15 protein-coding genes are annotated in these 24,428 nt (G+C 70.4%); 10 read left to right on the top strand and 5 right to left on the bottom strand.

Going from position 1 to position 24,428, the window contains the following annotated elements:
• Window positions 1-29: 29 nt before the first annotated feature.
• Together OG788_RS16890 and OG788_RS16885 are read right to left on the bottom strand one after the other, a co-directional pair.
• Window positions 30-1,649, bottom strand: a complete 1,620-nt coding sequence (locus OG788_RS16890) for an NADH-quinone oxidoreductase subunit NuoF family protein (RefSeq protein WP_266758651.1) — start codon at window positions 1,647-1,649, stop codon at window positions 30-32.
• On the bottom strand, window positions 1,650-2,927 hold the full coding sequence (locus OG788_RS16885; RefSeq protein ID WP_351538629.1) for a cytochrome b/b6 domain-containing protein: 1,278 nt from the start codon (window positions 2,925-2,927) through the stop codon (window positions 1,650-1,652).
• Between the two features lie 424 nt (window positions 2,928-3,351).
• On the opposite strand from OG788_RS16885, the gene leuS reads away from it, so the two are divergent.
• From leuS to holA, 8 genes are all read left to right on the top strand, one after another.
• Window positions 3,352-6,240, top strand: a complete 2,889-nt coding sequence (gene leuS, locus OG788_RS16880) for a leucine--tRNA ligase (RefSeq protein ID WP_406371738.1) — start codon at window positions 3,352-3,354, stop codon at window positions 6,238-6,240.
• Between the two features lie 199 nt (window positions 6,241-6,439).
• Window positions 6,440-7,174, top strand: a complete 735-nt coding sequence (locus OG788_RS16875; RefSeq protein WP_351538623.1) for a hypothetical protein — start codon at window positions 6,440-6,442, stop codon at window positions 7,172-7,174.
• A 72-nt stretch (window positions 7,175-7,246) separates the two neighbouring features.
• Window positions 7,247-8,092, top strand: coding sequence for a DegV family protein (locus OG788_RS16870; RefSeq protein ID WP_406371736.1), 846 nt, complete (start codon window positions 7,247-7,249; stop codon window positions 8,090-8,092).
• 624 nt (window positions 8,093-8,716) lie between these two features.
• Entirely contained in the window at window positions 8,717-9,376 is a 660-nt protein-coding gene (locus tag OG788_RS16865; RefSeq protein ID WP_406371734.1) for a helix-hairpin-helix domain-containing protein, read from the top strand.
• Window positions 9,377-9,576: 200 nt separating this feature from the next.
• Window positions 9,577-12,126, top strand: coding sequence for a ComEC/Rec2 family competence protein (locus OG788_RS16860; protein ID WP_406371733.1), 2,550 nt, complete (start codon window positions 9,577-9,579; stop codon window positions 12,124-12,126).
• 4 nt (window positions 12,127-12,130) lie between these two features.
• Window positions 12,131-12,961, top strand: a complete 831-nt coding sequence (locus tag OG788_RS16855) for an arylamine N-acetyltransferase (protein WP_406371732.1) — start codon at window positions 12,131-12,133, stop codon at window positions 12,959-12,961.
• Between the two features lie 88 nt (window positions 12,962-13,049).
• Window positions 13,050-13,295 carry a hypothetical protein gene (locus tag OG788_RS16850; RefSeq protein WP_351119563.1) on the top strand — a complete coding sequence of 82 codons (246 nt, stop codon included), beginning with the start codon at window positions 13,050-13,052 and terminating at the stop codon, window positions 13,293-13,295.
• 92 nt (window positions 13,296-13,387) lie between these two features.
• Window positions 13,388-14,374 (top strand): DNA polymerase III subunit delta, encoded by a 987-nt coding sequence (gene holA, locus OG788_RS16845; RefSeq protein WP_406371731.1) that lies wholly within the window; start codon window positions 13,388-13,390, stop codon window positions 14,372-14,374.
• Window positions 14,375-14,934: 560 nt separating this feature from the next.
• On the opposite strand, the gene rpsT is transcribed toward holA, so the two are convergent.
• Window positions 14,935-15,201, bottom strand: coding sequence for a 30S ribosomal protein S20 (gene rpsT, locus OG788_RS16840; RefSeq protein ID WP_261702665.1), 267 nt, complete (start codon window positions 15,199-15,201; stop codon window positions 14,935-14,937).
• A gap of 289 nt (window positions 15,202-15,490) precedes the next feature.
• Between rpsT and lepA the strand changes: the two genes are divergently transcribed.
• The gene (lepA, locus tag OG788_RS16835; protein WP_351538610.1) at window positions 15,491-17,359 is read left to right on the top strand and encodes a translation elongation factor 4; all 1,869 of its coding nucleotides are present in this window, start codon (window positions 15,491-15,493) and stop codon (window positions 17,357-17,359) included.
• A gap of 213 nt (window positions 17,360-17,572) precedes the next feature.
• Complete coding sequence (locus OG788_RS16830; protein WP_406371730.1) at window positions 17,573-19,444, top strand: AMP-dependent synthetase/ligase; 1,872 nt, start codon at window positions 17,573-17,575, stop codon at window positions 19,442-19,444.
• A 201-nt stretch (window positions 19,445-19,645) separates the two neighbouring features.
• Here OG788_RS16830 and OG788_RS16825 read toward each other — a convergent pair whose 3' ends face one another.
• Both OG788_RS16825 and OG788_RS16820 read right to left on the bottom strand, forming a co-directional pair.
• The gene (locus OG788_RS16825; protein WP_351538604.1) at window positions 19,646-20,230 is read right to left on the bottom strand and encodes a response regulator; all 585 of its coding nucleotides are present in this window, start codon (window positions 20,228-20,230) and stop codon (window positions 19,646-19,648) included.
• 12 nt (window positions 20,231-20,242) lie between these two features.
• Window positions 20,243-24,367, bottom strand: a complete 4,125-nt coding sequence (locus OG788_RS16820; protein ID WP_406376775.1) for a HAMP domain-containing protein — start codon at window positions 24,365-24,367, stop codon at window positions 20,243-20,245.
• Between the last annotated feature and the right edge of the window lie 61 nt (window positions 24,368-24,428).

Raw genomic sequence — 24,428 nt, 5'->3', positions numbered from 1 at the left:
ACCGTTTCTGGTGGCCCGCCGCTTCGTGGTCAGCGGCCGCTGCCGAGTGCGCGGCGGCCGCGTCCCTGGGAGAGGACCGGCAAGTTGTTCCGCGCCGGCGCGGAGGACCGGGTGTCCTCCTCGAGGCGCAGGGCGAGCGCCGGGCAGCGGCGCACCGCACGCAGGGCCTTCGCCTCGGCGTACCGGGGCACCGCGGCCTGCGCGACGGTGGGGAAGCCGTCGGCGCCCAGTTCGAAGACCTCGGGGAGGATGTCGGCGCACAGGCCGTGCCCGCGGCACAGCGTCCAGTCGACGTAGATCTTCTGGCGGCTGGGACCCGTCTCCTGCTCGCTCTGGCCGCCGGGGATGCCCGTGGGCAGCTGGCCGCCCTCGAAGAGCGGCAGAACGCCCTCCACGGGCCTTCCGCAGCCGTTTCCGAGGACATGCGCGGCCAGGTCGTCGGTGAAGGCCTTGAGGGTCGACTCGATGAACATCGCCGAGCCGTCCGGGTGGGAGCACGCGCCGCGCCGCTTCACGGACTTGGCGACCTGCTTCACGGCCTCGAGGGCCGCCGGGCCGCCGCCGTTGAGGATGTCCTCCAGGCCGCGTGCCGCGGCGGGCAGGCCCAGGTAGCAGGGACCGCACTGTCCCGCGCTCTCCTCGGCCAGCCACTGTGCCACCCGCAGCGACTCGCCCAGGGGGCAGGTCTGCTGGGTGATCGGGAGGATGGCGCCGGCGCCGAGCGCACCGCCCACCGCGGCCAGGGAATCGCGCGAGACGATCGCCTCGTTGACCGTCGCCGCGTCCAGCCACTTGCCGTGGTAGCCGCCGGTCAGCACGCCCTGCGGCATCGGCGGGGCGCCGGCCAGCTGGAGGACGTACCGCAGCGGTACACCGGTGGGGACCTCGATCACCATGGGGCGCCCGACGGCGCCCGAGACGGTGAGCATGACGGTGCCGGGTTCGTCGTACAGGCCTGTGTTGCGGTAGCGGTCCGGGCCGATGCGGGCGGCGATGGCCAGCTGTGCGAACGTCTCGGCGTTCGACAGCAGGGTGGGCGCGCCCCCGACACCGGTCTGGGACGCGCTGACCTTGCGGCCCGGCGGAATGGCGGGCCCGCCGTCGATCGAACGGATCAGCGAAGCGGCCGCGCCGGTGACCATCCGCACCGGATTGCGCTGCACGCGCGCGCGGAGCGGTGATCCGCGCCGGTTGCTCAGCCCGCGCTCGGCCAGCGCGGCCTCCATGGAGCGCTGCGTGGACTCGCGGGTCACGCCGATCACCAGGGTGCGCGCGCCCATGGCCTCCGCGGCCAGCAGGGCGCCGTCGAGGATGAGGTGCGGAGCACGGTTGATGAGCACCGTGTCCTTGCGGCAGGCCGGTTCGTCCTCGCTTCCGTTGACGACCACCACCGGGCGGATGCCCTTCTTGATGGCCGATTCGGCGACTGAGCGCAGTTTCTTGGCGAAGGGGAAGCCCGCGCCGCCGCGGCCCTTCAGGGAGATGGCTTCGGCAAGGCCCGCGAGCTGTTCTCCGCCCATCGGTTCGAGCGGCCCATGCACCTTGAGGTGCATGGGGAGATCAAGACGTTCAACCAGGTCGAAGCCCGACGTGAGCTGCGGCAGTCCGACCACGCGGACTTCCGGGACGTCGGGCAGGGCCTCGTTCACTTAAAAGCCTCCGGAAGGGGCGTTCCATGATTCACCGGAGCCAGGAGCGTCGAAGGCGCCCGGCAGTACGTCAGTCGTGGGACCGCTGTCGTACGTGTCGTTGGTGTTGTACGTGCGGTAGGACGCGTTCGTCTCACCGGTGTTGTACACATCACTCGTGCCGTAGGCGTTGGCGGGCGGATTGTTGTAGACCGGGACGGTATATCCGGTGTCGTTCAGCGGGTCGTACGCCGACTGCGGCGCCTCGCCGACGGGGGGCGGCGTGGGGACGGGCCAGCTGCCGGACGTGCTGCCGTTGTCGACGCGGGGAAACGTCTCGGTGGGCTGCATGTTCATGGGCATCTGGAACTGCTGTGTCGAGGTGGGCGCGGAGCCGTCGCCGGGGGACATGGCCCGGTAGGCCGCGGCGAAGCCGTTCGTGGCGGCGCCCGTGGCCGCGGGGTCGGGGGTGCCGCCGTACTGCGGGGAGGGGGACGGCGTGCGCTGGGGCGGCACGAAGTTGTCGCCCGCGGACTGGGCGGAGCGCGACTCGCCCACGGCGGCGCGGGACGCCTCCAGGTCCTCGCGGAACCCGCGGGCACCGGGGCTGTTGTTGTCGCCGATGATCGCCAGGACCCGCGCCGCGACCTTGCGCTTGAACGGGGAGGGCGCCGATCGCAGGGCGAGGGCCGCCATGACCGCGAGCAGGCACAGGCTGTAGAGGATCGTGAAGATCGGCTTCGCGGCGCGACCCGCGTAGAGGCCGTGGATCAGCGCGGCGCACCAGGCCGGGTAGGCCAGCATGTGCACCGCGCGCCAGCGGGCCGCGATCGGTGCCGGCGAGGCGAAGGCGCTGCGCAGCGCGCCGGTGATGGCCGTGAAGATCATGAGCAGTCCGGCCAGCGAGCCGAAGCCGATGAGCCCGGCAGTGCCGGTGACGCCGAGGCCGAAGGGGACCAGGGCGGCGAGCAGGGTCGTGTGGTCGAGCGCGATCTTGACCGTGATGTGCAGCAGCAGGAAGGCCACCGAGGACACGGCGGTCGTCCGGTGCACGGCCTGCGCCACCAGCCGCTGGCGGGTGTTCAGGAAGACGCGGTCGGTCGCGACCAGCCCCCAGATCACGGAGCACGACAGAGCGACCAGCGACAGCACGCCGGCGCCGAAGTTCAGGAAGTCACGGACTTCATTGCCGCCGACCAGCACCACCACGGGTATGAGGAGCAGGACGGCGGCGCTGGCCGCCCCGTAGGCCGAACGGCCCGCCCGGGGAAGCGAGCTGTTGTTGCGACGAGGGTTCATGGAGGGGGTACTCCCAACGGTTCGGGGAAGCGGTCCCGAAGCCGCACTCTAGGTCGAGAAATACCGACGAGTTCGAGGTTTCAGTTATTGCGTTGTTACCAAAGGGCAATGAGGTCTTTGTGTTGTCCCTAAGAGTCCGTTACGCGAAGTAAAATTTGAACTTCGTTCAACTATTTCGGTGGTCACGGCGGGCGGCACGGGGTGCCGTACGACCCCGAAAGCTCGTCGCGGCTCCCGCGGACGCTGGGGTACCCTGACGCCATGCGTGCCGTACGCCTTCTGCTTAGCGAGCCGCGCTGATCAGTCCCGACCACTGACGCATCGTGGTCGGCATCGGCGCGGCGTCCCCTCCTGTGCGAGGGGCTTTTTCATTTCTTGAGTGTCACAGCCGCTGGCAGAGACGATCGATGGAGCTTTGAGGATCATGAGCGAGACGAACACCGCTGCCACCGCCGACGTGGCCGCGCCGCACCGCTACACGGCCGCCCTGGCTGCTGACATCGAGGCACGCTGGCAGGACTTCTGGGACGCCGAGGGCACGTACGAGGCTCCGAACCCCAGCGGCGACCTGGCCGGGGACCCCGAGCTGGCCGCCAAGCCCAAGAAGTTCATCATGGACATGTTCCCGTACCCCTCGGGTGCGGGTCTGCACGTGGGTCACCCCCTGGGCTACATCGCCACCGATGTGTTCGCCCGGTACCAGCGCATGACGGGCCACAACGTCCTGCACACCCTGGGCTTCGACGCCTTCGGCCTGCCCGCCGAGCAGCACGCCGTCCAGACGGGCGAGCACCCTCGGATCACCACCGACGCGGCGATCACCAACATGAAGTCCCAGCTGCGCGCGCTGGGCCTGGGCCACGACAAGCGCCGGTCGTTCGCCACGATCGACCCGGAGTACTACAAGTGGACCCAGTGGATCTTCCTGCAGATCTTCAACTCCTGGTACGACGACGAGGCCGGCAAGGCCCGTCCCGTGTCCGCACTGGTCGCCCAGTTCGAGAGCGGTGAGCGTGCCGTCCCCGCCCTCGGCGGCACCACGCGCGCGTGGAACGAGCTGAGCGGCACCGAACGCGCCGACGTCCTGAGCGGTTACCGCCTGGCGTACGCCTCCGACGCGCCGGTCAACTGGTGCCCCGGTCTGGGCACCGTGCTGGCCAACGAGGAAGTCACCGCCGACGGCCGTTCCGAGCGCGGCAACTTCCCCGTCTTCAAGGCCAAGCTGCGCCAGTGGAACATGCGCATCACCGCCTACGCGGACCGTCTGCTGGACGACCTGGACGCGCTGGACTGGCCCGAGGCCATCAAGCTGCAACAGCGCAACTGGATCGGCCGCTCCGAGGGCGCGCGCGTCGACTTCCCGATCGACGGCGACGCCATCACCGTCTTCACCACCCGCCAGGACACCCTGTTCGGCGCCACCTACATGGTGCTGGCGCCGGAACACCCGCTGGTCGAGAAGTTCACCCCGGCCGCCTGGCCCGAGGGCACCCACGACGTGTGGACCGGCGGTCACGCGACGCCCACCGAGGCCGTCGCCGCCTACCGCGCGCAGGCCGCCTCGAAGTCCGACGTCGAGCGGCAGGCCGAGGCCAAGGACAAGACCGGCGTCTTCACCGGCACGTTCGCGACCAACCCGGTCAACGGCGAGAAGGTCCCGGTCTTCATCGCCGACTACGTACTGATGGGCTACGGCACCGGCGCGATCATGGCCGTCCCGGCGCACGACACCCGCGACTTCGCGTTCGCGCGCGCCTTCGAACTGCCGATGCGCTGTGTGGTCGAGCCCTCGGACGACCGCGGCACCGACGCCTCCACCTGGGACGACGCCTTCGCCTCGTACGACGCGAAGATCGTCAACTCCGCCGGCGACGAAGTCTCCCTGGACGGCCTGGGCGTCGTCGACGCCAAGGCGCGCATCACGGAGTGGCTGGAGCGCCGGGGCATCGGCGAGGGCACCGTCAACTTCCGGCTGCGCGACTGGCTGTTCAGCCGCCAGCGCTACTGGGGCGAGCCCTTCCCGATCGTCTACGACGAGGACGGCGTCGCCCACCCGCTGCCCGAGTCGATGCTGCCTCTGGAGCTGCCGGAGGTCGAGGACTACTCGCCGCGCACCTTCGACCCGGACGACGCGAACACGTCCCCGGAGACCCCGCTGTCGCGCAACGAGGACTGGGTCGCCGTCACCCTGGACCTGGGTGACGGCCGTGGTCCGCAGAAGTACCGCCGCGAGACCAACACCATGCCCAACTGGGCCGGTTCCTGCTGGTACGAGCTGCGCTACCTGGACCCGCACAACGACCAGAAGCTGGTCGACCCGGCCATCGAGCAGTACTGGATGGGCCCGCGCGAGGGCCGGCCGACCGGCGGCGTCGACCTGTACGTCGGCGGCGCCGAGCACGCCGTGCTGCACCTGCTGTACGCCCGCTTCTGGTCGAAGGTCCTGTTCGACCTGGGCCACATCTCGTCGGCCGAGCCGTTCCACAAGCTGTTCAACCAGGGCATGATCCAGGCCTACGTGTACCGCGACAGCCGCGGCATCGCCGTAGCGGCGGCCGAGGTCGAGGAGCGCGACGGCGCGTACTACTACCGGGGTGAGAAGGTCTCCCGGCTGCTGGGCAAGATGGGCAAGTCCCTGAAGAACGCGGTCACCCCGGACGAGATCTGTGCCGAGTACGGCGCGGACACCCTGCGCCTGTACGAGATGGCGATGGGTCCCCTGGACGTGTCCCGTCCGTGGGACACGCGCGCGGTGGTGGGCCAGTACCGGCTGCTGCAGCGGCTGTGGCGCAACGTCGTCGACGAGGCGACCGGCGAGGTCACGGTCGTCGACACCGAGCCGGACGAGGACACGCTGCGTGCCCTGCACAAGGCCATCGACGGCGTACGGCAGGACCTGGAGGGCATGCGGTTCAACACCGCCATCGCCAAGGTCACCGAGCTGAACAACCACCTGACCAAGACGGGCGGCCCGATCGCGCGCCCGGTCGCCGAGGCCCTGGTGCTGATGGTCGCGCCGCTGGCCCCGCACATCGCCGAGGAACTGTGGCGCAAGCTGGGCCACACGGAATCGGTCGTCCACCGGGACTTCCCCGTCGCCGACCCCGCGTACGTCATCGACGAGGCCGTGACCTGCGTCGTGCAGATCAAGGGCAAGGTCAAGGCGCGCCTGGAGGTCTCCCCGTCGATCTCCGACGAGGAGCTGGAGAAGGTGGCGCTGGCCGACGAGAAGGTCGTCGCGGCGCTGGGCGGCGCGGGAATCCGCAAGGTGATCGTGCGCGCGCCGAAGCTGGTGAACATCGTCACGGCGTAGCCGCCACGGCGAGACGGGCATCAGGCCTCCGGGCGATGCCTGCCGGTCCGGGCGATGCCTGCCGGTCCGGGCGCGGCCGGGGCTCGGGGTAGTCCCCTACGGGCAGGTTCGGGGTTCTTCTGGAACTCCGAACCTGCCCGCAGCGTTTACCGTTGAGAGCGCGGCGACAGCTGCCGCGACCGGTCCGAGGAGGAGTGTGATGGGTACCGTGATCACAGTGATCGCCCTGCTCTTCCTGCTGTTCGTCGTGCTCGGCGCGTATGCGACGGTGAAGGTGATCGGCGCCGCCAAGCGCGGCGTGGACCGCACGATCTCGCAGGCCCGCCGCACGGTCGAGGACACCACCCTGCGCGCGAAGACCTTCGCCCAGCCCGGGCCCCAGGGCGAGCTCGCCCAGCTCCGGCTGACGCTGCGCACCTCGATGCGGGCCACCCAGGAGGCGCTGCACGCGAGCGTGGCGGAGGACGAGTCCCTCAAGGAGTCGCTGAGCCTCTTCGAGCGGCTCAGCGCACACGGGCACGAGCTGGACGCCGAACTGAAGCGCCTGGAGACGGAGCCCGACCGAGGAACGCTCGCCACACGGCTGCCCGGCCTGCGAGAGCGCACCCAGCGGATCACGCAGTCGGCCGACTCGCTTCGCTGGGCCGCGCGCGACCGGGCCCACCGCTTCGCCGGTGACGACCTGGACACGCTGAGCGCCCAGATCGACGTGGAGGCCGGCGCGCTGCGTCACTGGACCAAGGAACCCGGGGCCGCCGCGTCCTGGCCCGAGGCTCCCGCGGCGGACGCGAGCACCTCCGGTGGGCAGACCTGGCCGCCGCAGACCCCGGATTCCGCTGGGGCGGAGCGGCCGGAGCGTTCCGCCATCACGCCGCCGGGCCAACGGCCCGCCTACCCTTGGCAGAAGAAGCCCCGCCCCGAGAGCACGACATGATCCGGCCGTCCCGACCGCAGGTGGAAGGGGCCGGGCTGCCGCCCGCCCGCCACGCCAGGTAACCTCCAGCTCATGTCCCGCCATGTCGCGATCGTCACCGATTCAACGGCCTACCTGCCGCCGCGGACGATGGAGCGCCACGGCATCACAGCGGTCCCCCTGACCGTGGTCCTCGGTGACCAGGCGCTCGAAGAGGGGACCGAGATCTCGGCCCGCTCCCTCGCCCAGGCGCTGCAGAAGCGGCGCCCCGTCACCACCTCCCGGCCCAGCCCCGAGATGTTCGCCGCGACCTACCGCAAGGTCGCCGAGTCCGGCGCCACCGGCATTGTCTCCCTGCATCTGTCCTCCGAGTTCTCGGGCACCTACGACGCGGCGGTGCTCGCGGGACGCGAGGCCCCGGTACCGGTGCGCGTGGTGGACACCGGGATGGTCGCGATGGCCCTCGGGTTCTGTGCGCTGGCCGCGGCCGAGTCCGCGGAGGCGGGGGGAACCATCGACGACGCGGTCACGGCCGCGGAGAAGCGGGCCGCGGGCACGGCCGCGTACTTCTACGTCGACACCCTCGACTACCTCCGCCGTGGCGGCAGGATCGGGGCCGCGCAGGCTCTGCTGGGCTCGGCCCTCGCGGTGAAGCCGCTGCTGCAGCTGAACGACGGCCGGATCGAACTTCTCGAAAAGGTCCGCACGGCCTCCAAGGCGATCGCCCGCCTGGAGGAGATCGTCGCCGACCGCGCGGGCAGCGCACAGGTCGACATCGCCGTTCACCATCTGGCAGCTCCCGATCGTGCGGCGGCACTCGCGGACCGTTTGCGGGCGCGGGTGCCGGGGCTGGCCGAATTGCACGTGAGCGAGGTGGGCGCGGTGATCGGAGCCCACACCGGGCCCGGGCTGCTCGGGGCGGTTGTGTCGCCTCGCTGAGGTCGCCCCCTCCGAGGCTCGTGCGCGTCGTCCGTCCGGGTGGCTGTGTTATCCACAACTGGACCGCTGTCCACTGGAATTGAGCAAGATCATCGCGATGGTGCCGAGATGCCGGATCCTCGGCGCATGGCACTTCGATCAAGCACACGCACTGCCGCACCGACCAGCGGCCCGGGTCGCGGCCCCGCATCGGAAAGCCGCAGCCGCCATCGCCGTCGCCACCCGCGAGGCCGGGCCCGTCGCCGCGAGGTGTCGGCCGCGGCCCTCCGTCTGCGCGCCGAGGCACTCTTCACCGAACACGCTCAGGGGCGGCGGGAGTCGGGGAAGGCGCCGCCTGGGGCGGACCACGATGTCGGGGCCGGCCCGAGGGCGAACACGGCCGTGGGTGCGGGTGTTCCGGCCGATGTCCGGCGACTTCGGAACCGTCCGGGTGGGGCCGACGGCCGTGACCCCGGTCCGGACGGGGGCGGCCCCCCGCGGGCCGACCGCTCGCGAACCGACGGGTCGGCGACCGCGATTGAGCCGGCCATGGGGGCGGGCGTATGGCGGGATCGGGCCGGGCTCGCCGTGCGGGAGCGGCTCCCGTTGTGGTTGCAGTCGAGGTGCGGTCTCGAGCGCAGGAGCGTGACCGCACTGACCGTGCTGCTGGTCGTGGCCGCCGTCTTCGCCGTGCAGCACTTCTGGACCGGCAGGACACAGCCGGTCCGAGCCCCTGAAGTGGTGCGCGCGGCGGCACCGTACGGCGGGAAGAGCGGGTCGCGGGAGCGGTCGGGCGCGGAACCCGCGTCCTCGTCCGGAGCTTCGGGCGCCGCCGGCGCTGCCGGGAGCGCGATCGTCGTGGATGTCGGCGGAAAGGTGCGCACTCCCGGACTCCGGCGGTTGCCAGCCGGTTCCCGCGTCGAGGACGCCCTGCGAGCCGCCGGTGGGGTACGGCCCGGCACGGACACCGACGGTCTCAACCGCGCGCGTCTCCTGGTGGACGGCGAACAGATCGTGGTCGGCGCGTCCGCGCCCCCGGCAGGAGTGGGAGCGGGAGCGGGTGGTCCGGGGCCGGTCGGCGCCGGAGGATCCGCGGCAGGTGCGGCACCCTCCGCGCCGATCTCCCTCAACGGTGCCACGGTCGACCAGCTCGACAGCCTGCCCGGCGTCGGTCCCGTCCTGGCCCGGCACATTCTCGACTACCGCACGACGCACGGCGGTTTCCGCTCGGTCGACGAACTCCGCGAGGTCAACGGAATCGGAGACCGTCGCTTCGCCGATCTCCGGCCCCTGGTGCAGCCATGAACGGTTCCCGGAGGAGGGCTGGGCGGGCCCGTCCGACGCCGAGGATCCGGCATGGCGGGCCGGGTGCGCTGGGCGAGTCAGGGGTGTCGAGCCGGAGGGGTGGGTCGGGCGAGTCAGAGGTGTCGAGCGGGCCAGGTGTGCTGGGCGAGTCAGAGGTGTCGAGGGAGTCGGGTGGGCCGGGCGAGCGGGAGAGTGTCCCGATGGGCCCGCCGGGTGTCCCCGGTAGCGCCGGGCGGAGGTCCGTGCACGTTGCCTCGGGAAGGCGGCTGGGGGCCGCGCACCCCCGGGCGGAGGGGCCGACCGACCTCCGGCTCGTGGCGCCCGCCGCGGCGGCCTGGCTCACGGCGGCCGTGACGGTCGGGGTGTCGCCGGGCTGGGTCGCGGGTGTCGTCGTGGTGTCCCTGGTCGGCGGTGGCCTCCTGCTGGTGGCGGGGCGCGGAGGCGCGCGCTCGGAGCGGGGACGGGCGGCCGCGCGGCCGGGTTCGTGGCCGTGGGTGTCCGTCGCCGCCGTGCTGCTCTGTGTCGGAGCGGCCGCAGCCTCCGCGGGGTTGCACGGAGCGGACCTGCGACGCGGACCTGTTCCCGCGCTCGCGACGCAGTTCGCCCACGTGACCGCGGAGGTGGAGGTCACCTCCGATCCACGGCTCACCCGGCCCCGCGTCATCGGGGACCGTGTCGCTGCGACGGCGCTGCTGTTCGACGCGGACGTCACGCGGATCACCCGGGCGGACGGCACGGTGGTGGCGACGCGGACGCCGGTGCTGGTGATCGTCGACGCGCGCTCGCGACGGGGCTCGCCCCGGGAGGCCGGTGGGCGCTCGCCCTGGCTGTCGCTGCTGCCGTCCACCCGGCTGCGGGTTGCGGCGCGGGTCGTGCCCGCTCTGTCGGACGGCGACGACGTCGCGGCGGTGTTGCGGGTGCGGGGGAGTGCCCCGCCGGAGGTGGTGGGGGAGCCGTCCGGGCCTCAGCGGTTCGCCGGCCGGCTGCGCGAAGGGCTGCGGAAGGCGACAGACGGCCTGGACACGGACGCCCGCGCGTTGCTGCCAGGACTGGTCGTGGGGGACACCGCACGCGTCACGCCGGAGCTGGACAACGCCTTCAAGGCCACCGATCTCACCCACCTCCTCGCTGTCAGCGGCGGGAACTTCACGATTCTGCTCGCGCTGTTCATCGGGCCACCGGGTCTCGCCCAGCGAGTCGAGCGCCGGGGCCTCGCACCCCGGCTCGGTGTGCCGCTCCGGGCGACCGCCCTGTTCGGCGGGGCGCTCACTCTCGCCTTCGTGATCGTGTGCCGACCGGACCCGAGCGTGCTGAGAGCGGCGGCCTGCGGATCGATCGCGCTGCTCGCCATCGCGACCGGGCGCCGCAGATCGCTGGTCCCGGCGCTGGCCGCCGCGGTTCTGCTTCTCGTGCTGTACGACCCCTGGCTGGCCCGCAGTTACGGATTCCTGCTGTCCGTCCTCGCGACCGGAGCCCTGCTCACGCTCGCTCCGCGCTGGAGCGCGGGGCTCCGGCGGCGCCGCGTGCCTCCGCGTCTTGCCGAGGCGCTCGCCGCGGCCGCCGCGGCGCAGGCACTGTGCGCGCCGGTGGTCGCCCTGCTGTCGGCCCGGGTGAGCCTGGTGGCGGTGCCGTGCAATCTGCTCGCGGAGTTCGCGGTGGCGCCGGCCACGGTGCTGGGGTTCGGAACGCTGGGGACGGCTTCCGTGGCGATGCCCGTGGCCGAAGTCCTGGCATGGTGCGCGAGTTGGCCCGCCCGGTGGATCGCGGACATCGCGCGCACGGGGGCGGCCCTGCCCGGCGGGGGAGTGGACTGGCCGGGCAGTTGGACGGGCGCCCTGCTGCTGGCCCTCGTGACGGTGGTCGTCGTGGTCGTCGGTCGACGGCTGCTCGGACATCCGTTGCTGAGCGGTGCCTGCGCGGTGCTGTTCCTGCTGGTCGTGGTGCAGCCACCGCCCCTCACCAGGGTGATCACGGGCTGGCCGCCACCCGGCTGGAGGTTCGTGATGTGTGACGTCGGGCAGGGCGACGCCACGGTGCTCGCGGCGGGCGACGGCAGCGCGGTGGTCGTGGACGCGGGGCCCGACCCGGTGTCGGCCGACCGCTGTCTGAGCACACTCGGCGTCACCAGGATCCCCCTCGTCGTTCTGACGCACTTCCATGCCGACCATGTCGGGGGGCTGCCGGGCGTGCTCCACGGGCGTTCGGTGGGCGCGATCGAGACGACCGGCTTCGAAGAGCCGCTGGACCAGGCCGAGTTCGTGCGGAGAGAGGCGGCCGCACGGCACATTCCCATGACGCGGGCCGTGGCGGGGGAGCGGCGGCGCACGGGAAGCGTCGACTGGCGGGTGCTGTGGCCGCCGCCGGATCCGGCCCCGACCCCGGACGGTCCGAACGACGCCAGTGTCACCCTGCTCGTACGGTCCGCGGGGCTGCGGCTGCTGTTGCTCGGTGACCTGGAACCGCCCGCGCAGCAGGCCTTGTCGAGATCGCCGGTGGCCGCGGAGCTGGGTGGAGTGGACGTGCTCAAGGTCGCCCACCACGGGTCGGCCTATCAGGATCCGGAGCTCATACGCAGGGTGGCTCCGCGGCTCGCGCTCATCTCGGTCGGCCGCGACAACCCCTACGGACACCCTGCCCCGAGTACGGTCGCGGTCCTGCGGGCCGGGGGTGCGGTGGTCCTGCGGACCGACGAGGACGGGGCACTCGCGGTCACCGGTGAGGGCGAAGGGCTGAGCGTGGCGGGACACTGAATACATGAACTCCGCACAGGCCGACGCCTACCTTCGCCGCATCGGGGCCCAGCACCCGGCATGGCCCACGTCCGATGTGCTCCGCGAGCTCCAACTGCGCCATCTGCGGACCGTGCCGTTCGAGAATCTGTCGATCCACCTCGGCGAGGAGATCGTGCTGGAGGAGAAGAGGCTGCTGGACAAGGTGGTGGGCGCCCGCAGAGGGGGCTTCTGCTACGAACTGAACGGCGCGTTCGGGGCGTTGCTGGGGACGTTGGGCTTCGATGTGACGTATCTCGCGGCCCGGGTGTACGGAGACGAGGGGAAGCTGGGGATTCCCTACGACCATCTCGCCCTGCGGGTGCGGACGGTGGACGGCGGAGACTGGCTGACCGACGTCGGGTTCGGGGCGCACAGCCACTACCCGTTGGCCTTCGGGGAGCGAGGGGAACAGCGGGACCCCGGCGGGGTGTTCCGGGTCGTGGAGTCGGGGCCGGACGCGGCCGGGGTGCGGGGTGCCGGCGGGTCGCGGGAACGCGAGGATCTCGATGTCCTGCTGGGCGACAAGCGCCAGTACCGGCTGGAGGTGCGGCCGCGCGCGCTCGGGGACTTCGTCGCGGGAGCCTGGTGGCACAGCACTTCGCCGCTGTCGCACTTCACCCGGTCACCCGTCTGCTCGCGGATCACGGAGGACGGGGAGCGGATCACGCTCAGCGGACGCAGCTTCACGCTGACGAAGGCCGACGGGACCAAGGAGGTGTCGGAACTGGCCACCGACGAGGAGGTGCTGGCCGCCTATCGAGAGCGCTTCGGGATCGAACTGGACCGGGTGCCGGAGGTCAGGGGCGCTCAGTAGTCCGGGGCGAGCGGATGGGGGCTGGGCCGGGCTGTCGCCAGGGCCGACCCCGGCGTCGGGCCCGTCGGGCGTATCGGAAAATGGTCACGTGAGCGATGTGAGACATGTGCTGGTTCTGCCCGACCGTGATGCCGCGGAAGAGGCGGCGGAGGCCGTCGGTGACCGGTTCGGGCTCTTCGAGGAGCCGCAGCTCGTCCGGGACGCGCTGGCGGGGGAGGACGATGCCGAGGACGCGCAGTGGCTGGTGGTGCTGACGGACCCCGAGGCGCGGCTGGACCCGAAGGAGCTGGACGAGTTCGCGGCGGAGTGGGACGGCTGGCACGAGGAGCCGTAAGCCGAGCCCGAGGGGGAGTGGGCCGCCGGGGCGGGGCGGGGCGGGGCGGCTTGCGGCATGCGTTGTCGGTGGCGCGTGGGATGCTTTCGGTGATGGCCAAGAAGACCGCACAAGACGACCCTCTCGCCCCTGTCACGCTGGCAGTGGGCCAGGAGGATCTCCTGCTCGACCGTGCCGTGCAGGAGGTGGTGGCCGCCGCCAGGGCCGCCGACACCGACACGGATGTACGGGACCTCACTCCGGACCAGTTGCAGCCCGGCACGCTGGCCGAGTTGACGAGTCCCTCGCTCTTCTCCGAGCGCAAGGTCGTGGTCGTACGCAACGCGCAGGATCTGTCGGCCGACACGATCAAGGACGTCAAGGCGTACCTGGGGTCGCCCGCCGAGGAGATCACCCTGGTGCTCCTGCACGCGGGCGGGGCCAAGGGCAAGGGGCTGCTCGACGCCGCGCGCAAGGTGGGGGCGCGGGAGGTGGCGTGTCCCAAGATGACGAAGCCGGCGGACCGGCTCGGGTTCGTGCGCGGTGAGTTCCGGGCGCTGGGCCGGTCGGCCACGCCGGAGGCCTGCCAGGCGCTGGTGGACTCCATCGGAAGCGATCTGCGCGAGCTGGCGTCCGCCGCGTCGCAGTTGACCGCGGATGTCGAGGGGACGATCGACGAGGCCGTCGTCGGGCGGTACTACACCGGGCGGGCCGAGGCATCCAGCTTCACCGTGGCCGATCGGGCCGTGGAGGGGCGTGCCGCGGAGGCCTTGGAGGCGTTGCGCTGGTCGTTGTCGACCGGCGTGGCTCCCGTCCTGATCACCAGCGCGCTCGCGCAAGGGGTGCGGGCGATCGGGAAGCTGTCCTCCGCGCGGGGTGGCAGGCCCGCCGACCTGGCCCGTGAGCTGGGGATGCCGCCGTGGAAGATCGATCGGGTGCGGCAGCAGATGCGGGGATGGACGCCCGACGGGGTCGCCGCGGCCCTCACGGCCGTCGCGCAGGCGGACGCCGGGGTCAAGGGCGGCGGGGACGATCCCGAGTACGCCCTGGAGAAGGCGGTCGTCGCCGTCGCGCGGGCGGCTCGCTCCGGTCGGCGATAGCCGGTCTCCCCTGGTCGGCGCTAACGGGTCTGCCCCCGTCGGCGATAGCCGGTCCGTCCTCGTCGGCGTCAGCCGGTCTGTTCCGGTCGGCGATAGCCGGTCCGTCCTCGTCGGCGTCAGCCGGTCTGTTCCGGTCGGCGATAGCCGGTCCGTCCTCGTCGGCGTCAGCCGGTCTGTTCCGGTCGGCGATAGCCGGTCCGTCCTCGTCGGCGTCAGCCGGTCTGTTCCGGTCGGCGATAGCCGGTCCGTCCTCGTCGGCGTCAGCGGGTCTGTTCCGGTCGGCGATAGCCGGTCTGGTCCGGTTCGGATTTCTGCCTTGTGCCGCCGTCGGACGACAGGGGTACCGCATACCGAAGATCCCGCCATACCGAAGGCCCCGCTCGTTCTCCCGGGGAAGGGAGGCGGCGGGGCCTTCGGTTCAAGCTGGTGGATTCACGCCCGCGTGGCGAACGCAGATCGCGCGTGAATCCGGGGGTGTCGGGTGGGAGCGGAGAGAGAGGGCCCGCTCGGGTCCAGCCGACGGTCAAGTCAGGGGTTGAGTCCGGAAGGACTCAGCCGACTCAGCCCTTGAGGGCGGCGACCTTCGAAGCAAGCGCCGACTTCTTGTTGGCGGCCTGGTTCTTGTGGATGACGCCCTTCGAGACGGCCTTGTCGAGCGCGCGCGACGCAGCGCGCGTGTACTCGGTGGCCTTCTCGACGTCACCCGCGGCAGACGCCTCGCGGGCCTTGCGGATCGCGGTCTTCAGAGAGGACTTGACGGCCTTGTTGCGCAGCCGGGCCTTCTCGTTGGTCTTGATCCGCTTGATCTGGGACTTGATGTTCGCCACGAATGAGCCTTTACAGGTTCAGGCGCGCGAGACAGCACGTCTCACTCGCCGTTTGATTTTCTTGGGTGCGTCTCCTGCTGAGAGGGCACGAGACACAGCTACCCAGGCTACCAGCCCCCGTCCGAGCGGCCCAAACCGGCCGTCGGCCCTCTGTCCGCGGGCCCCGAACCGGTTGCGGATGCCCCGCTCAAGCGGCCCAAACCGGTCGCAGGTCCCCGCGCGTGGGACCATGGAACCTACGTATCGATCCGACCCGAGGCGACAGGCGCCTCAAGAGACAGGACCCTGCGTGCCCGCGACCCCTAACAATGTGCCTGAGCCGAGCCGTACCGCCCCGGCTCTGATCCGCAATTTCTGCATCATCGCGCACATCGACCACGGCAAGTCCACGCTCGCCGACCGCATGCTCCAGCTGACCGGGGTAGTCGATCAGCGGCAGATGCGTGCTCAGTACCTCGACCGTATGGACATCGAGCGCGAGCGTGGCATCACGATCAAGTCCCAGGCGGTCCGTCTGCCCTGGGCGCCGACCGAGGACCCGGGCAAGACCCACATCCTCAACATGATCGACACCCCCGGGCACGTCGACTTCACGTACGAGGTGTCGCGGTCCCTGGCGGCCTGTGAGGGCACGGTCCTGCTCGTCGACGCCGCCCAGGGGATCGAGGCCCAGACCCTCGCCAACCTCTACCTGGCGATGGAGAACGACCTCAAGATCATCCCCGTACTGAACAAGATCGACCTGCCGGCCGCCCAGCCGGAGAAGTTCTCCGAGGAGCTCGCCAACCTCATCGGCTGCGACCCCGAGGACGTTCTCAAGGTCTCCGCCAAGACGGGCCTGGGCGTCGAGGCGCTGCTCGACAAGGTCGTCGCCGAGATCCCCGCCCCGGTCGGCGTCCAGGACGCCCCCGCCCGCGCGATGATCTTCGACTCGGTCTATGACTCCTACCGTGGTGTCGTGACGTACGTACGTGTCATCGACGGACAGCTCAACAAGCGTGAGCGCATCAAGATGATGTCCACCGGCGCCACGCACGAGCTGCTGGAGATCGGCGTCTCGGCCCCCGAGATGAAGGCGGCCGACGGGCTCGGTGTCGGCGAGGTCGGGTATCTGATCACCGGCGTGAAGGACGTCCGCCAGTCCAAGGTCGGTGACACGATCACCACCCTGCACAAGGGCGCCACCGAGGCGCTCGGCGGGTACAAGGACCCCAAGCCCATGGTCTTCTCGGGCCTGTATCCGCTGGACGGGTCCGACTACCCCGAGCTGCGCGACGCCCTGGACAAGCTCCAGCTCAACGACGCCGCGCTGGTGTACGAGCCGGAGACCTCGGCGGCGCTGGGCTTCGGCTTCCGCGTCGGTTTCCTCGGTCTGCTGCACCTCGACGTGATCCGTGAGCGCCTGGAGCGCGAGTTCGGGCTCGACCTGATCGCGACCGCGCCGAACGTGGTCTACCGCGTCGAGATGGAGGACCGCAGCGAGCACATCGTCACCAACCCGAGCGAGTTCCCCGAGGGCAAGATCGACAAGGTGTACGAGCCTGTCGTGCGGGCGACCATCCTCGCGCCCTCGGAGTTCATCGGCTCGATCATGGAGCTGTGCCAGACCCGGCGCGGCACCCTGCTCGGCATGGACTACCTCTCCGAGGACCGGGTCGAGATCCGCTACACCCTGCCGCTCGCGGAGATCGTCTTCGACTTCTTCGACCAGCTGAAGTCCAAGACCCGCGGTTACGCCTCGCTGGACTACGAGCCCACCGGCGAGCAGACCTCCAGCCTGGTCAAGGTCGACATCCTGCTGCACGGCGACAAGGTCGACGCCTTCTCGGCGGTCACGCACAAGGACCAGGCGTACGCGTACGGGGTCCGGCTGGTCGCGAAGCTGCGCGAGCTGATCCCGCGGCAGGCCTTCGAGGTGCCCATCCAGGCGGCCATCGGCTCCCGTGTCATCGCCCGCGAGACCATCCGCGCCATCCGCAAGGACGTCCTCGCCAAGTGCTACGGCGGTGACATCTCCCGTAAGCGGAAGCTGCTGGAGAAGCAGAAGGAGGGCAAGAAGCGGATGAAGATGGTGGGCTCTGTGGAGGTTCCGCAGGAGGCCTTCATCGCCGTGCTGTCCAGCGACGACAGCGGTGGCTCGGCCAAGGGCAAGAAGTAGTCACGCCGAATGCCGTAATTCAGGGCCCGTCGCGCTTCGGCGCGGCGGGCTCTGTGCTTGTCTCCGGAGTATGTCCTGGAGGAAGTGACGACCCGCCGCCTCTTACGCACCGGCCGGACGCGCTCTAGTCTGATCTCTGCTCGGTAGTTACTCGCGAGTTAAACAACAGCCGCAATTGAGCCAGCCGCACTGCCGCGGGCCCCGGAGGATGTCGTGAGCGACACACAGACCCTGATCGAGAACCGTCCGCCGTCCGTCGCCGCCCTCTTCCTGGAGCGCGTGGCGGCCACACCGGACGCCGAGGCATACCGTTACCCGGTACCGGCCTCGGGCGAAGGCCCGGACGACTGGAAGTCGCTGAGCTGGGCGCAGGCCGCCGAGCGGGTCTTCGCCATCGCGGCCGGTCTGATCGAACTCGGCGTACAACCGGAGCAGCGCGTCGCGCTCGCCTCCTCGACGCGGGTCGAGTGGATCCTGGCCGACCTCGGCATCCTCTGCGCGGGCGCGGCCACCACGACCGTGTACCCGCAGACCAACGCGGAGGAGTCGGCGTTCATCCTCTCCGACTCCGCGAGCAAGGTCCTCATCGCGGAGGACGCGGCCCAGCTCGCCAAGGCCCGGGAGAAGCGCGCGGAGCTTCCCGAGCTGACGCGGGTCGTCGTCATCGACCCGGAGGGCGTGGAGACCGATGACTGGGTCCTCACGCTGACCGAGCTGGAGACGCGCGGTGCCGCGTACCTGGAGAAGCACCCCGAGCTGATCAAGGAGCGCGTCGGCGCGATCACCGCCGACCAGCTCGCGACCCTCATCTACACCTCCGGTACCACGGGCCGCCCCAAGGGTGTGCGCCTGCCGCACGACAACTGGTCGTACATGGCGAAGGCGATCGCCGCGACCGGCCTGGTCGGCGCGGACGACGTCCAGTACCTGTGGCTGCCGCTCGCGCACGTCTTCGGCAAGGTCCTCACCTCCGGCCAGATCGAGGTCGGGCACGTCACCGCCGTCGACGGCCGCGTGGACAAGATCATCGAGAACCTGCCGGTGGTGCAGCCGACGTACATGGCCGCCGTGCCGCGCATCTTCGAGAAGGTCTACAACGGGGTCGCGGCCAAGGCGCGGGCCGGCGGCGGCGCCAAGTACAAGATCTTCCAGTGGGCCTCCGAGGTCTCCCGCGAGTACGCGAAGGCCAGCCAGGACAACTTCCGACGTACCGGCTCGGCCTCCGTGCCCTTCGCGCTCGGCGCCAAGCACAAGGTCGCCGACGCGCTCGTCTTCGCCAAGATCCGGGAGGCCTTCGGCGGCAATCTGCGCGCCTGTGTCTCCGGCTCCGCCGCGCTCGCGCCCGACATCGGCTACTTCTTCGCCGGCGCCGGCATCCACATCCTGGAGGGCTACGGGCTCACCGAGTCCTCCGCCGCCTCCTTCGTGAACCCGGGCGAGGCCTACCGCACCGGCACGGTCGGCAAGCCGCTGCCCGGCACCGAGGTGCGCATCGCGGACGACGGCGAGATCCTGCTGCGCGGCCCCGGCATCATGGAGGGCTACCACGGGCTCCCCGAGAAGACCGCCGAGGTGCTCGAGGCGGACGGCTGGTTCCACACCGGCGACATCGGTGAGCTGTCCCCGGACGGCTATCTGCGGATCACCGACCGCAAGAAGGACCTCATCAAGACCTCGGGCGGCAAGTACATCTCGCCCGCCGAGGCCGAGGGCCAGTTCAAGGCCGTCTGCCCGTACGTCTCCAACATCCTCGTGCACGGCGCCGACCGGAACTTCTGCACCGCGCTCATCGCCCTCGACGAGCCGTCCATCCTCGACTGGGCCAAGGACAACGGCCTGGGCGGCAAGTCGTACGCCGAGGTCGTCGCGGCGCCCGCCACGGTCGCCCTCGTCGAGGGCTATGTGAAGGAACTCAACGCGGGCCTCCAGCGCTGGCAGACCATCAAGAAGTTCCGTCTCCTGCCCCGCGACCTGGACGTCGAGCACGGCGAGATCACCCCGAGCCTCAAGCTGAAGCGCCCGGTCGTCGAGCGGGAGTACAAGCACCTGATCGACGAGATGTACGCGGGGACGCGCGAGGCATAACCCTCGGTCCTGGGTTCTACGGGGGCGGGGCGTGCGGGGCTTCACCGTGACGAGCGGTGGGCCGCCACGCGTCCCGCCCCCGACCCGTTCCCGCGAGCGGTGCGGCGCCACGCGTCCCGCCCCCGACCCGTTCCCGCGAGCGGTGCGGCGCCACGCGTCCGGCCCCGGCCCGTTCCTGCACGACTCGCCCCCGGCCCGTTCCTACGCGTCCCGCCCCCGTCGCATCTCTCGCAGCAGTTCCTCCATCTGCCGTATCCGGTCGCGGAGTTCGGGCACGTCCGGGAGGGTGCCGGCCGCCATGTCCGTCTCGATCCTCCTCAAGCGGTCGGCGAGTTCGTCGAACTGCCGCTGTTCGCGGGCGAGCAGGCGTTCCAGTTGCCGGTTCTTGCGGTGCAGGTCGAGGAAGACGGTGACCTTGGCGCGCAGGACCCACGGGTCGAAGGGTTTCGTCAGATAGTCCGCGGCCCCGGTCGCGTACCCGCGGAAGGCGTAGCCCGCGTCGGCGTCCGTGCCCGTCAGGAAGATGATGGGCACGTCCTTGGTCTGGTCGAGCCTCTTGATGTTCGCGGCCGTCTCGAACCCGTCCATGCCCGGCATCCGGATGTCGAGCAGGACGACCGCGAACCGCTGCCGCAGCAGCGCCTTCATCGCCTCCTCGCCCGAACGCGCCCGCACCAGCGGCTCGTTGAGGGATCCCAGGACGGCCTCCAGCGCGATCAGGTTGTCCTCCATGTCGTCGACAAGGAGGATGCTCGCGCGCTCGCCGGTCGTTGCCTCAGCGCTCATGATGACGGTGCCTCACTCGGTCCGCGATGTCTCGGTGCCTCGCCTTCGCGGCGTATTCGCCGGTGCCGCCGGGGTGCCCGCGCCCGATGTGCCGGCGGGTCCCTCCGGCTCCGCGGCGCCCGTCGCGCCCAGGTCGGCCCGGTCCCCCTCGTCCGTGCCCTCGGGGTCGAGGAGGGCGCAGACGACGGTGAGGAGCTGGTCGACGTCCACCGGTTTCGGTACGTAGTCGTTGGCGCCCCGCGCGATGGATTTCTCGCGGTCGCCGGGCATCGCCTTCGCGGTCAGCGCGACGATGGGCAGCCCCGTCCAGCGAGGGGTGCGGCGGATGGCGGAGATCGTCTCGTAGCCGTCCATCTCCGGCATCATGATGTCCATCAGCACGAGCTCCACGTCGGGATTGCGCTCCAGCGTCTCGATGCCCTCGCGGCCGTTCTCGGCGTACAGGACGGGCATGCCCACCCGGCCGAGTACATGGGTGAGCGCGAAGACATTGCGGATGTCGTCGTCGACGATCAACACCCGTCGTCCCGGCAGGACATGACCGGCCCGGCCGGTTTTCCAGGCCTCCAGTTTGGTGGGGGCCGGCCAGACGTCGTCGGTGTCGTGGACGGTGTAGGGCTCGCTGGACAACTGCTCCGGGATCGGCACGAGACGGTCCTCGTGCGTCGGCCCGGTCGCCGCGTGCCCGGGGCTCACCACCGGAACATACAGCGTGAAGGTGGAACCCTCGCCGGGCTTGCTCTCCGCGACGATGCGGCCACCGAGCAGCCCGGCGATCTCCCGGCTGATGGACAGCCCGAGGCCCGTACCTCCGTACTTGCGATTGGTGGTCCCGTCGGCCTGCTGGAACGCCTCGAAGATCACCGGCAGCTTCTCCGCGGCGATCCCGATGCCGGTGTCGGAGACGGCGAAGGCGATCACGTGGTCGCCGTTCTCGCGGGTGGAGGTGGGGTCGGGGTCCTTGACGCGGTCGACGCGCAGTTCGACGCTGCCGCTCGCGGTGAACTTGATCGCGTTGGAGAGCAGGTTGCGCAGGATCTGCTGGAGCCGCTGCTCGTCGGAGTACATCTCGCGCGGCACGGCCTCGCCGACGGCCACCTCGAAGGAGAGCCCCCGGTCGAGGGTGAGCGGGCGGAAGGTGGCGTGGACGTAGTCGAGCAGCTTGATGAGCGGCAGCTTCTTGGGGCGTACGTCCATCCGGCCCGCCTCGATCTTCGAGAGGTCGAGGATGTCGTTGATGAGCTGGAGGAGGTCCGATCCCGATCGGTGGATGGTCGTCGCGAACTGGACCTCCTGATCGGAGAGACGGCCGTCGGGGTTGTCGGAGAGCAGCCGGGCGAGGATCAGCAGGGAGTTGAGCGGGGTGCGCAACTCGTGCGACATGTTGGCCAGGAACTCCGACTTGTACTGCGAACTGGTGGCGAGGAGTGCCGCCTTCTCCTCCAGCTCGGCGTTGGAACGCTGCAGTTCCGCCTGCTGCGACTGGAGTTCGTCCGATCGGTCCTGGAGCTGGATGGCCAGGCGCTGGGACTCGCCGAGCAGGGACTCCGTGCGGGAGTTGGCGATGATCGTGTTGATGGCGACGCCGATGGTGTTCACGAACTGGTCGAAGAAGGCGAGGTGGACGTCGGAGAAGCGGGAGAAGGAGGCGAGTTCGATGACACCGAGGAGCTTGTCCTCGAACAGGATCGGGATGATGACGACACTGGCGGGAGCCGCCTCCCCGAGCCCGCTGTTGATCTTGATGTAGTCCGGCGGGGCCTCCTCGACGAGGATCCGCTTCTTCTCGCGCGCCGCCTGCCGGACCAGGCCGTGCACCGGCATGCCGCCCGTGTCGACGGTCGCGCCCTGTGCCGAGCCGTACCCGGCGATGAAGGCAAGTCCCTTGGCGGGCACCGCCGTACGCAAGGACGCCTCGTCCTCCTCCGGGTCGGCCAGGAAGAAGGCGCCGTACTGCGCGTTCACCAGCGGGGTCAGCTCGCGCAGGATCAGGTCGGCGACCTCCATCAGGTCGCGATGGCCCTGCATCAGCGCGGCGAGGCGGGCGAGGTTCGACTCCAGCCAGTCCTTCGCGCGGGTGGTCTCGCGGAGGTTGGCCACCATCAGGTTGATGTTGTCCTTCAGCTCCGCGACCTCGCCCTGTGTCTCCACGGTGATGGAGCGGGACATGTCGCCCTGGGCCACGGCGGACGCCACCTCGGCGATCGCGCGGACCTGGGTGGTGAGGTTGGACGCGAGTTCGTTCACGTTCGTCGTCAGCCGCTTCCAGGTGCCGTACACGCCCTCGACCCGTGCCTGACCGCCGAGTTGGCCCTCCGAGCCCACCTCGCGGGCCACGCGGGTGACCTCGGAGGAGAACGACGACAGGGTGTCGACCATGGTGTTGATGGTCGTCTTCAGTTCGAGGATCTCGCCGCGGGCGTCGACGTCGATCTTCTTGGAGAGGTCGCCCTGGGCCACCGCCGTGGCGACCTGGGCGATGTTGCGGACCTGCGAGGTCAGGTTGTCCGCCATGTAGTTGACGTTGTCGGTGAGGTCCCGCCAGACCCCGGAGACGCCGAGGACCTGGGCACGGCCGCCGAGCCGGCCGTCGGTGCCGACCTCGCGGGCCACCCGGGTGACCTCGTCGGCGAAGGCGCGCAGCTGCTCCACCATCGTGTTGACGGTGTCCTTCAGCTCCAGGATCTCGCCCCGGGCGTCGACCGTGATCTTCTTCGACAGGTCGCCGTTGGCGACGGCCGTGGTGACCTGGGCGATGTTGCGGACCTGCGAAGTCAGGTTCAGGGCCATGAAGTTGACGTTGTCGGTGAGGTCCTTCCAGACGCCGGACACGCCCCGCACCTGCGCCTGGCCGCCGAGGTTGCCTTCCGTGCCGACTTCGCGGGCGACGCGGGTGACCTCGTCGGCGAAGGCGGAGAGCTGGTCGACCATGGTGTTGATGGTCGACTTCAGTTCGAGGATCTCGCCCTTCGCCTCGACGGTGATCTTCTTGCCGAGATCGCCCTGGGCCACGGCGGTGGAGACGAGGGCGATGTTGCGGACCTGCGAGGTCAGGTTGTCCGCCATGAAGTTGACGTTGTCGGTGAGGTCCTTCCAGACGCCGGACACGCCCCGCACCTGCGCCCGGCCGCCGAGGTTGCCTTCCGTGCCGACTTCGCGGGCGACGCGGGTGACCTCGTCGGCGAAGGCGGAGAGCTGGTCGACCATGGTGTTGATGGTCGACTTCAGTTCGAGGATCTCGCCCTTCGCGTCGACCGTGATCTTCTGGCTGAGGTCGCCGTTGGCGACGGCCGTGGTGACCTGGGCGATGTTGCGGACCTGCGAAGTCAGGTTCGAGGCCATGAAGTTGACGTTGTCGGTGAGGTCCTTCCAGACGCCCGACACGCCTCGCACCTGCGCCCGGCCGCCGAGCTGGCCCTCGGTGCCGACCTCGCGGGCGACGCGGGTGACCTCGTCGGCGAACGCGGAGAGCTGGTCGACCATCGTGTTCACGGTGAGCTTCAGTTCGAGCAGTTCACCGGTCGCCTCGACCGTCACCGTACGGGTCAGGTCGCCGCGCGCCACCGCCGTGGTGACCAGGGCGATGTCCCGCACCTGGGCCGTCAGCCGGGACGCCATCGTGTTGACCGCCTCGGTGACGTCCCGCCAGCTCCCGGACAGGCTCGTCACCTTGGCGCGGCCGCCGAGCCGTCCCTCGATGCCGACCTCGCGGGCGACCCGGGTGACCTCGCCGGTGAACAGCGACAGCTGGTCGACCATCTTGTTGACCGCGCGCCCCAGCCGGCGTAAGTCCCCGCGCAGTTGACGGTTGCCGTCGTGCAGATCGACCCGCTGGGTGAGATCGCCGCCGGCCACCGCGTCGAGGACGCGGGTCGCGTTCGCCGCGGGCGCCACCAGGGCGTCCAGCAACTGGTTCACGTCGTTGACGCGGGTCGTCCACTTGCCCTGGCCGGGACTTGCCGCCAGCCGCTCGTCGAGCCGCCCGTGCCGCACCAGTTCCCTGCGGACCCGCTGCACCTCGGAGTTGAAGTGGGAGCTCCGGTCCATGATCTGGTTGAACAGGGCGCTCAGTTCGGCGACCAGCCCCTGCCCCGCCTCGGGCACTTTGCCGAAGTCGCCGTCCCGTGCCGCGGTCATCGCGGCGAGCAGGGGGCGCAGGTCCGATGCTCGAATCTGTCCGTCTTCGAGCACATGCCTA

Origin of the sequence: Streptomyces sp. NBC_00647, from assembly GCF_045207245.1 — a bacterium.
Taxonomy (GTDB): Bacteria; Actinomycetota; Actinomycetes; order Streptomycetales; family Streptomycetaceae; genus Streptomyces.
Note: the sequence above shows the minus strand (reverse complement) of the source record. Positions and strands in the feature narration are given on the sequence as shown.

Coding starts and splice junctions, on each gene's coding strand:
- OG788_RS16885 (WP_351538629.1), bottom strand. CDS start 2,927: ATGAACCCTCGTCGCAACAACAGCTCGCTTCCCCGGGCGGGCCGTTCG.
- leuS (WP_406371738.1), top strand. CDS start 3,352: ATGAGCGAGACGAACACCGCTGCCACCGCCGACGTGGCCGCGCCGCAC.
- OG788_RS16875 (WP_351538623.1), top strand. CDS start 6,440: ATGGGTACCGTGATCACAGTGATCGCCCTGCTCTTCCTGCTGTTCGTC.
- OG788_RS16870 (WP_406371736.1), top strand. CDS start 7,247: ATGTCCCGCCATGTCGCGATCGTCACCGATTCAACGGCCTACCTGCCG.
- OG788_RS16860 (WP_406371733.1), top strand. CDS start 9,577: ATGGGCCCGCCGGGTGTCCCCGGTAGCGCCGGGCGGAGGTCCGTGCAC.
- OG788_RS16855 (WP_406371732.1), top strand. CDS start 12,131: ATGAACTCCGCACAGGCCGACGCCTACCTTCGCCGCATCGGGGCCCAG.
- holA (WP_406371731.1), top strand. CDS start 13,388: ATGGCCAAGAAGACCGCACAAGACGACCCTCTCGCCCCTGTCACGCTG.
- OG788_RS16825 (WP_351538604.1), bottom strand. CDS start 20,230: ATGAGCGCTGAGGCAACGACCGGCGAGCGCGCGAGCATCCTCCTTGTC.
- OG788_RS16820 (WP_406376775.1), bottom strand. CDS start 24,367: ATGACCGCGGCACGGGACGGCGACTTCGGCAAAGTGCCCGAGGCGGGG.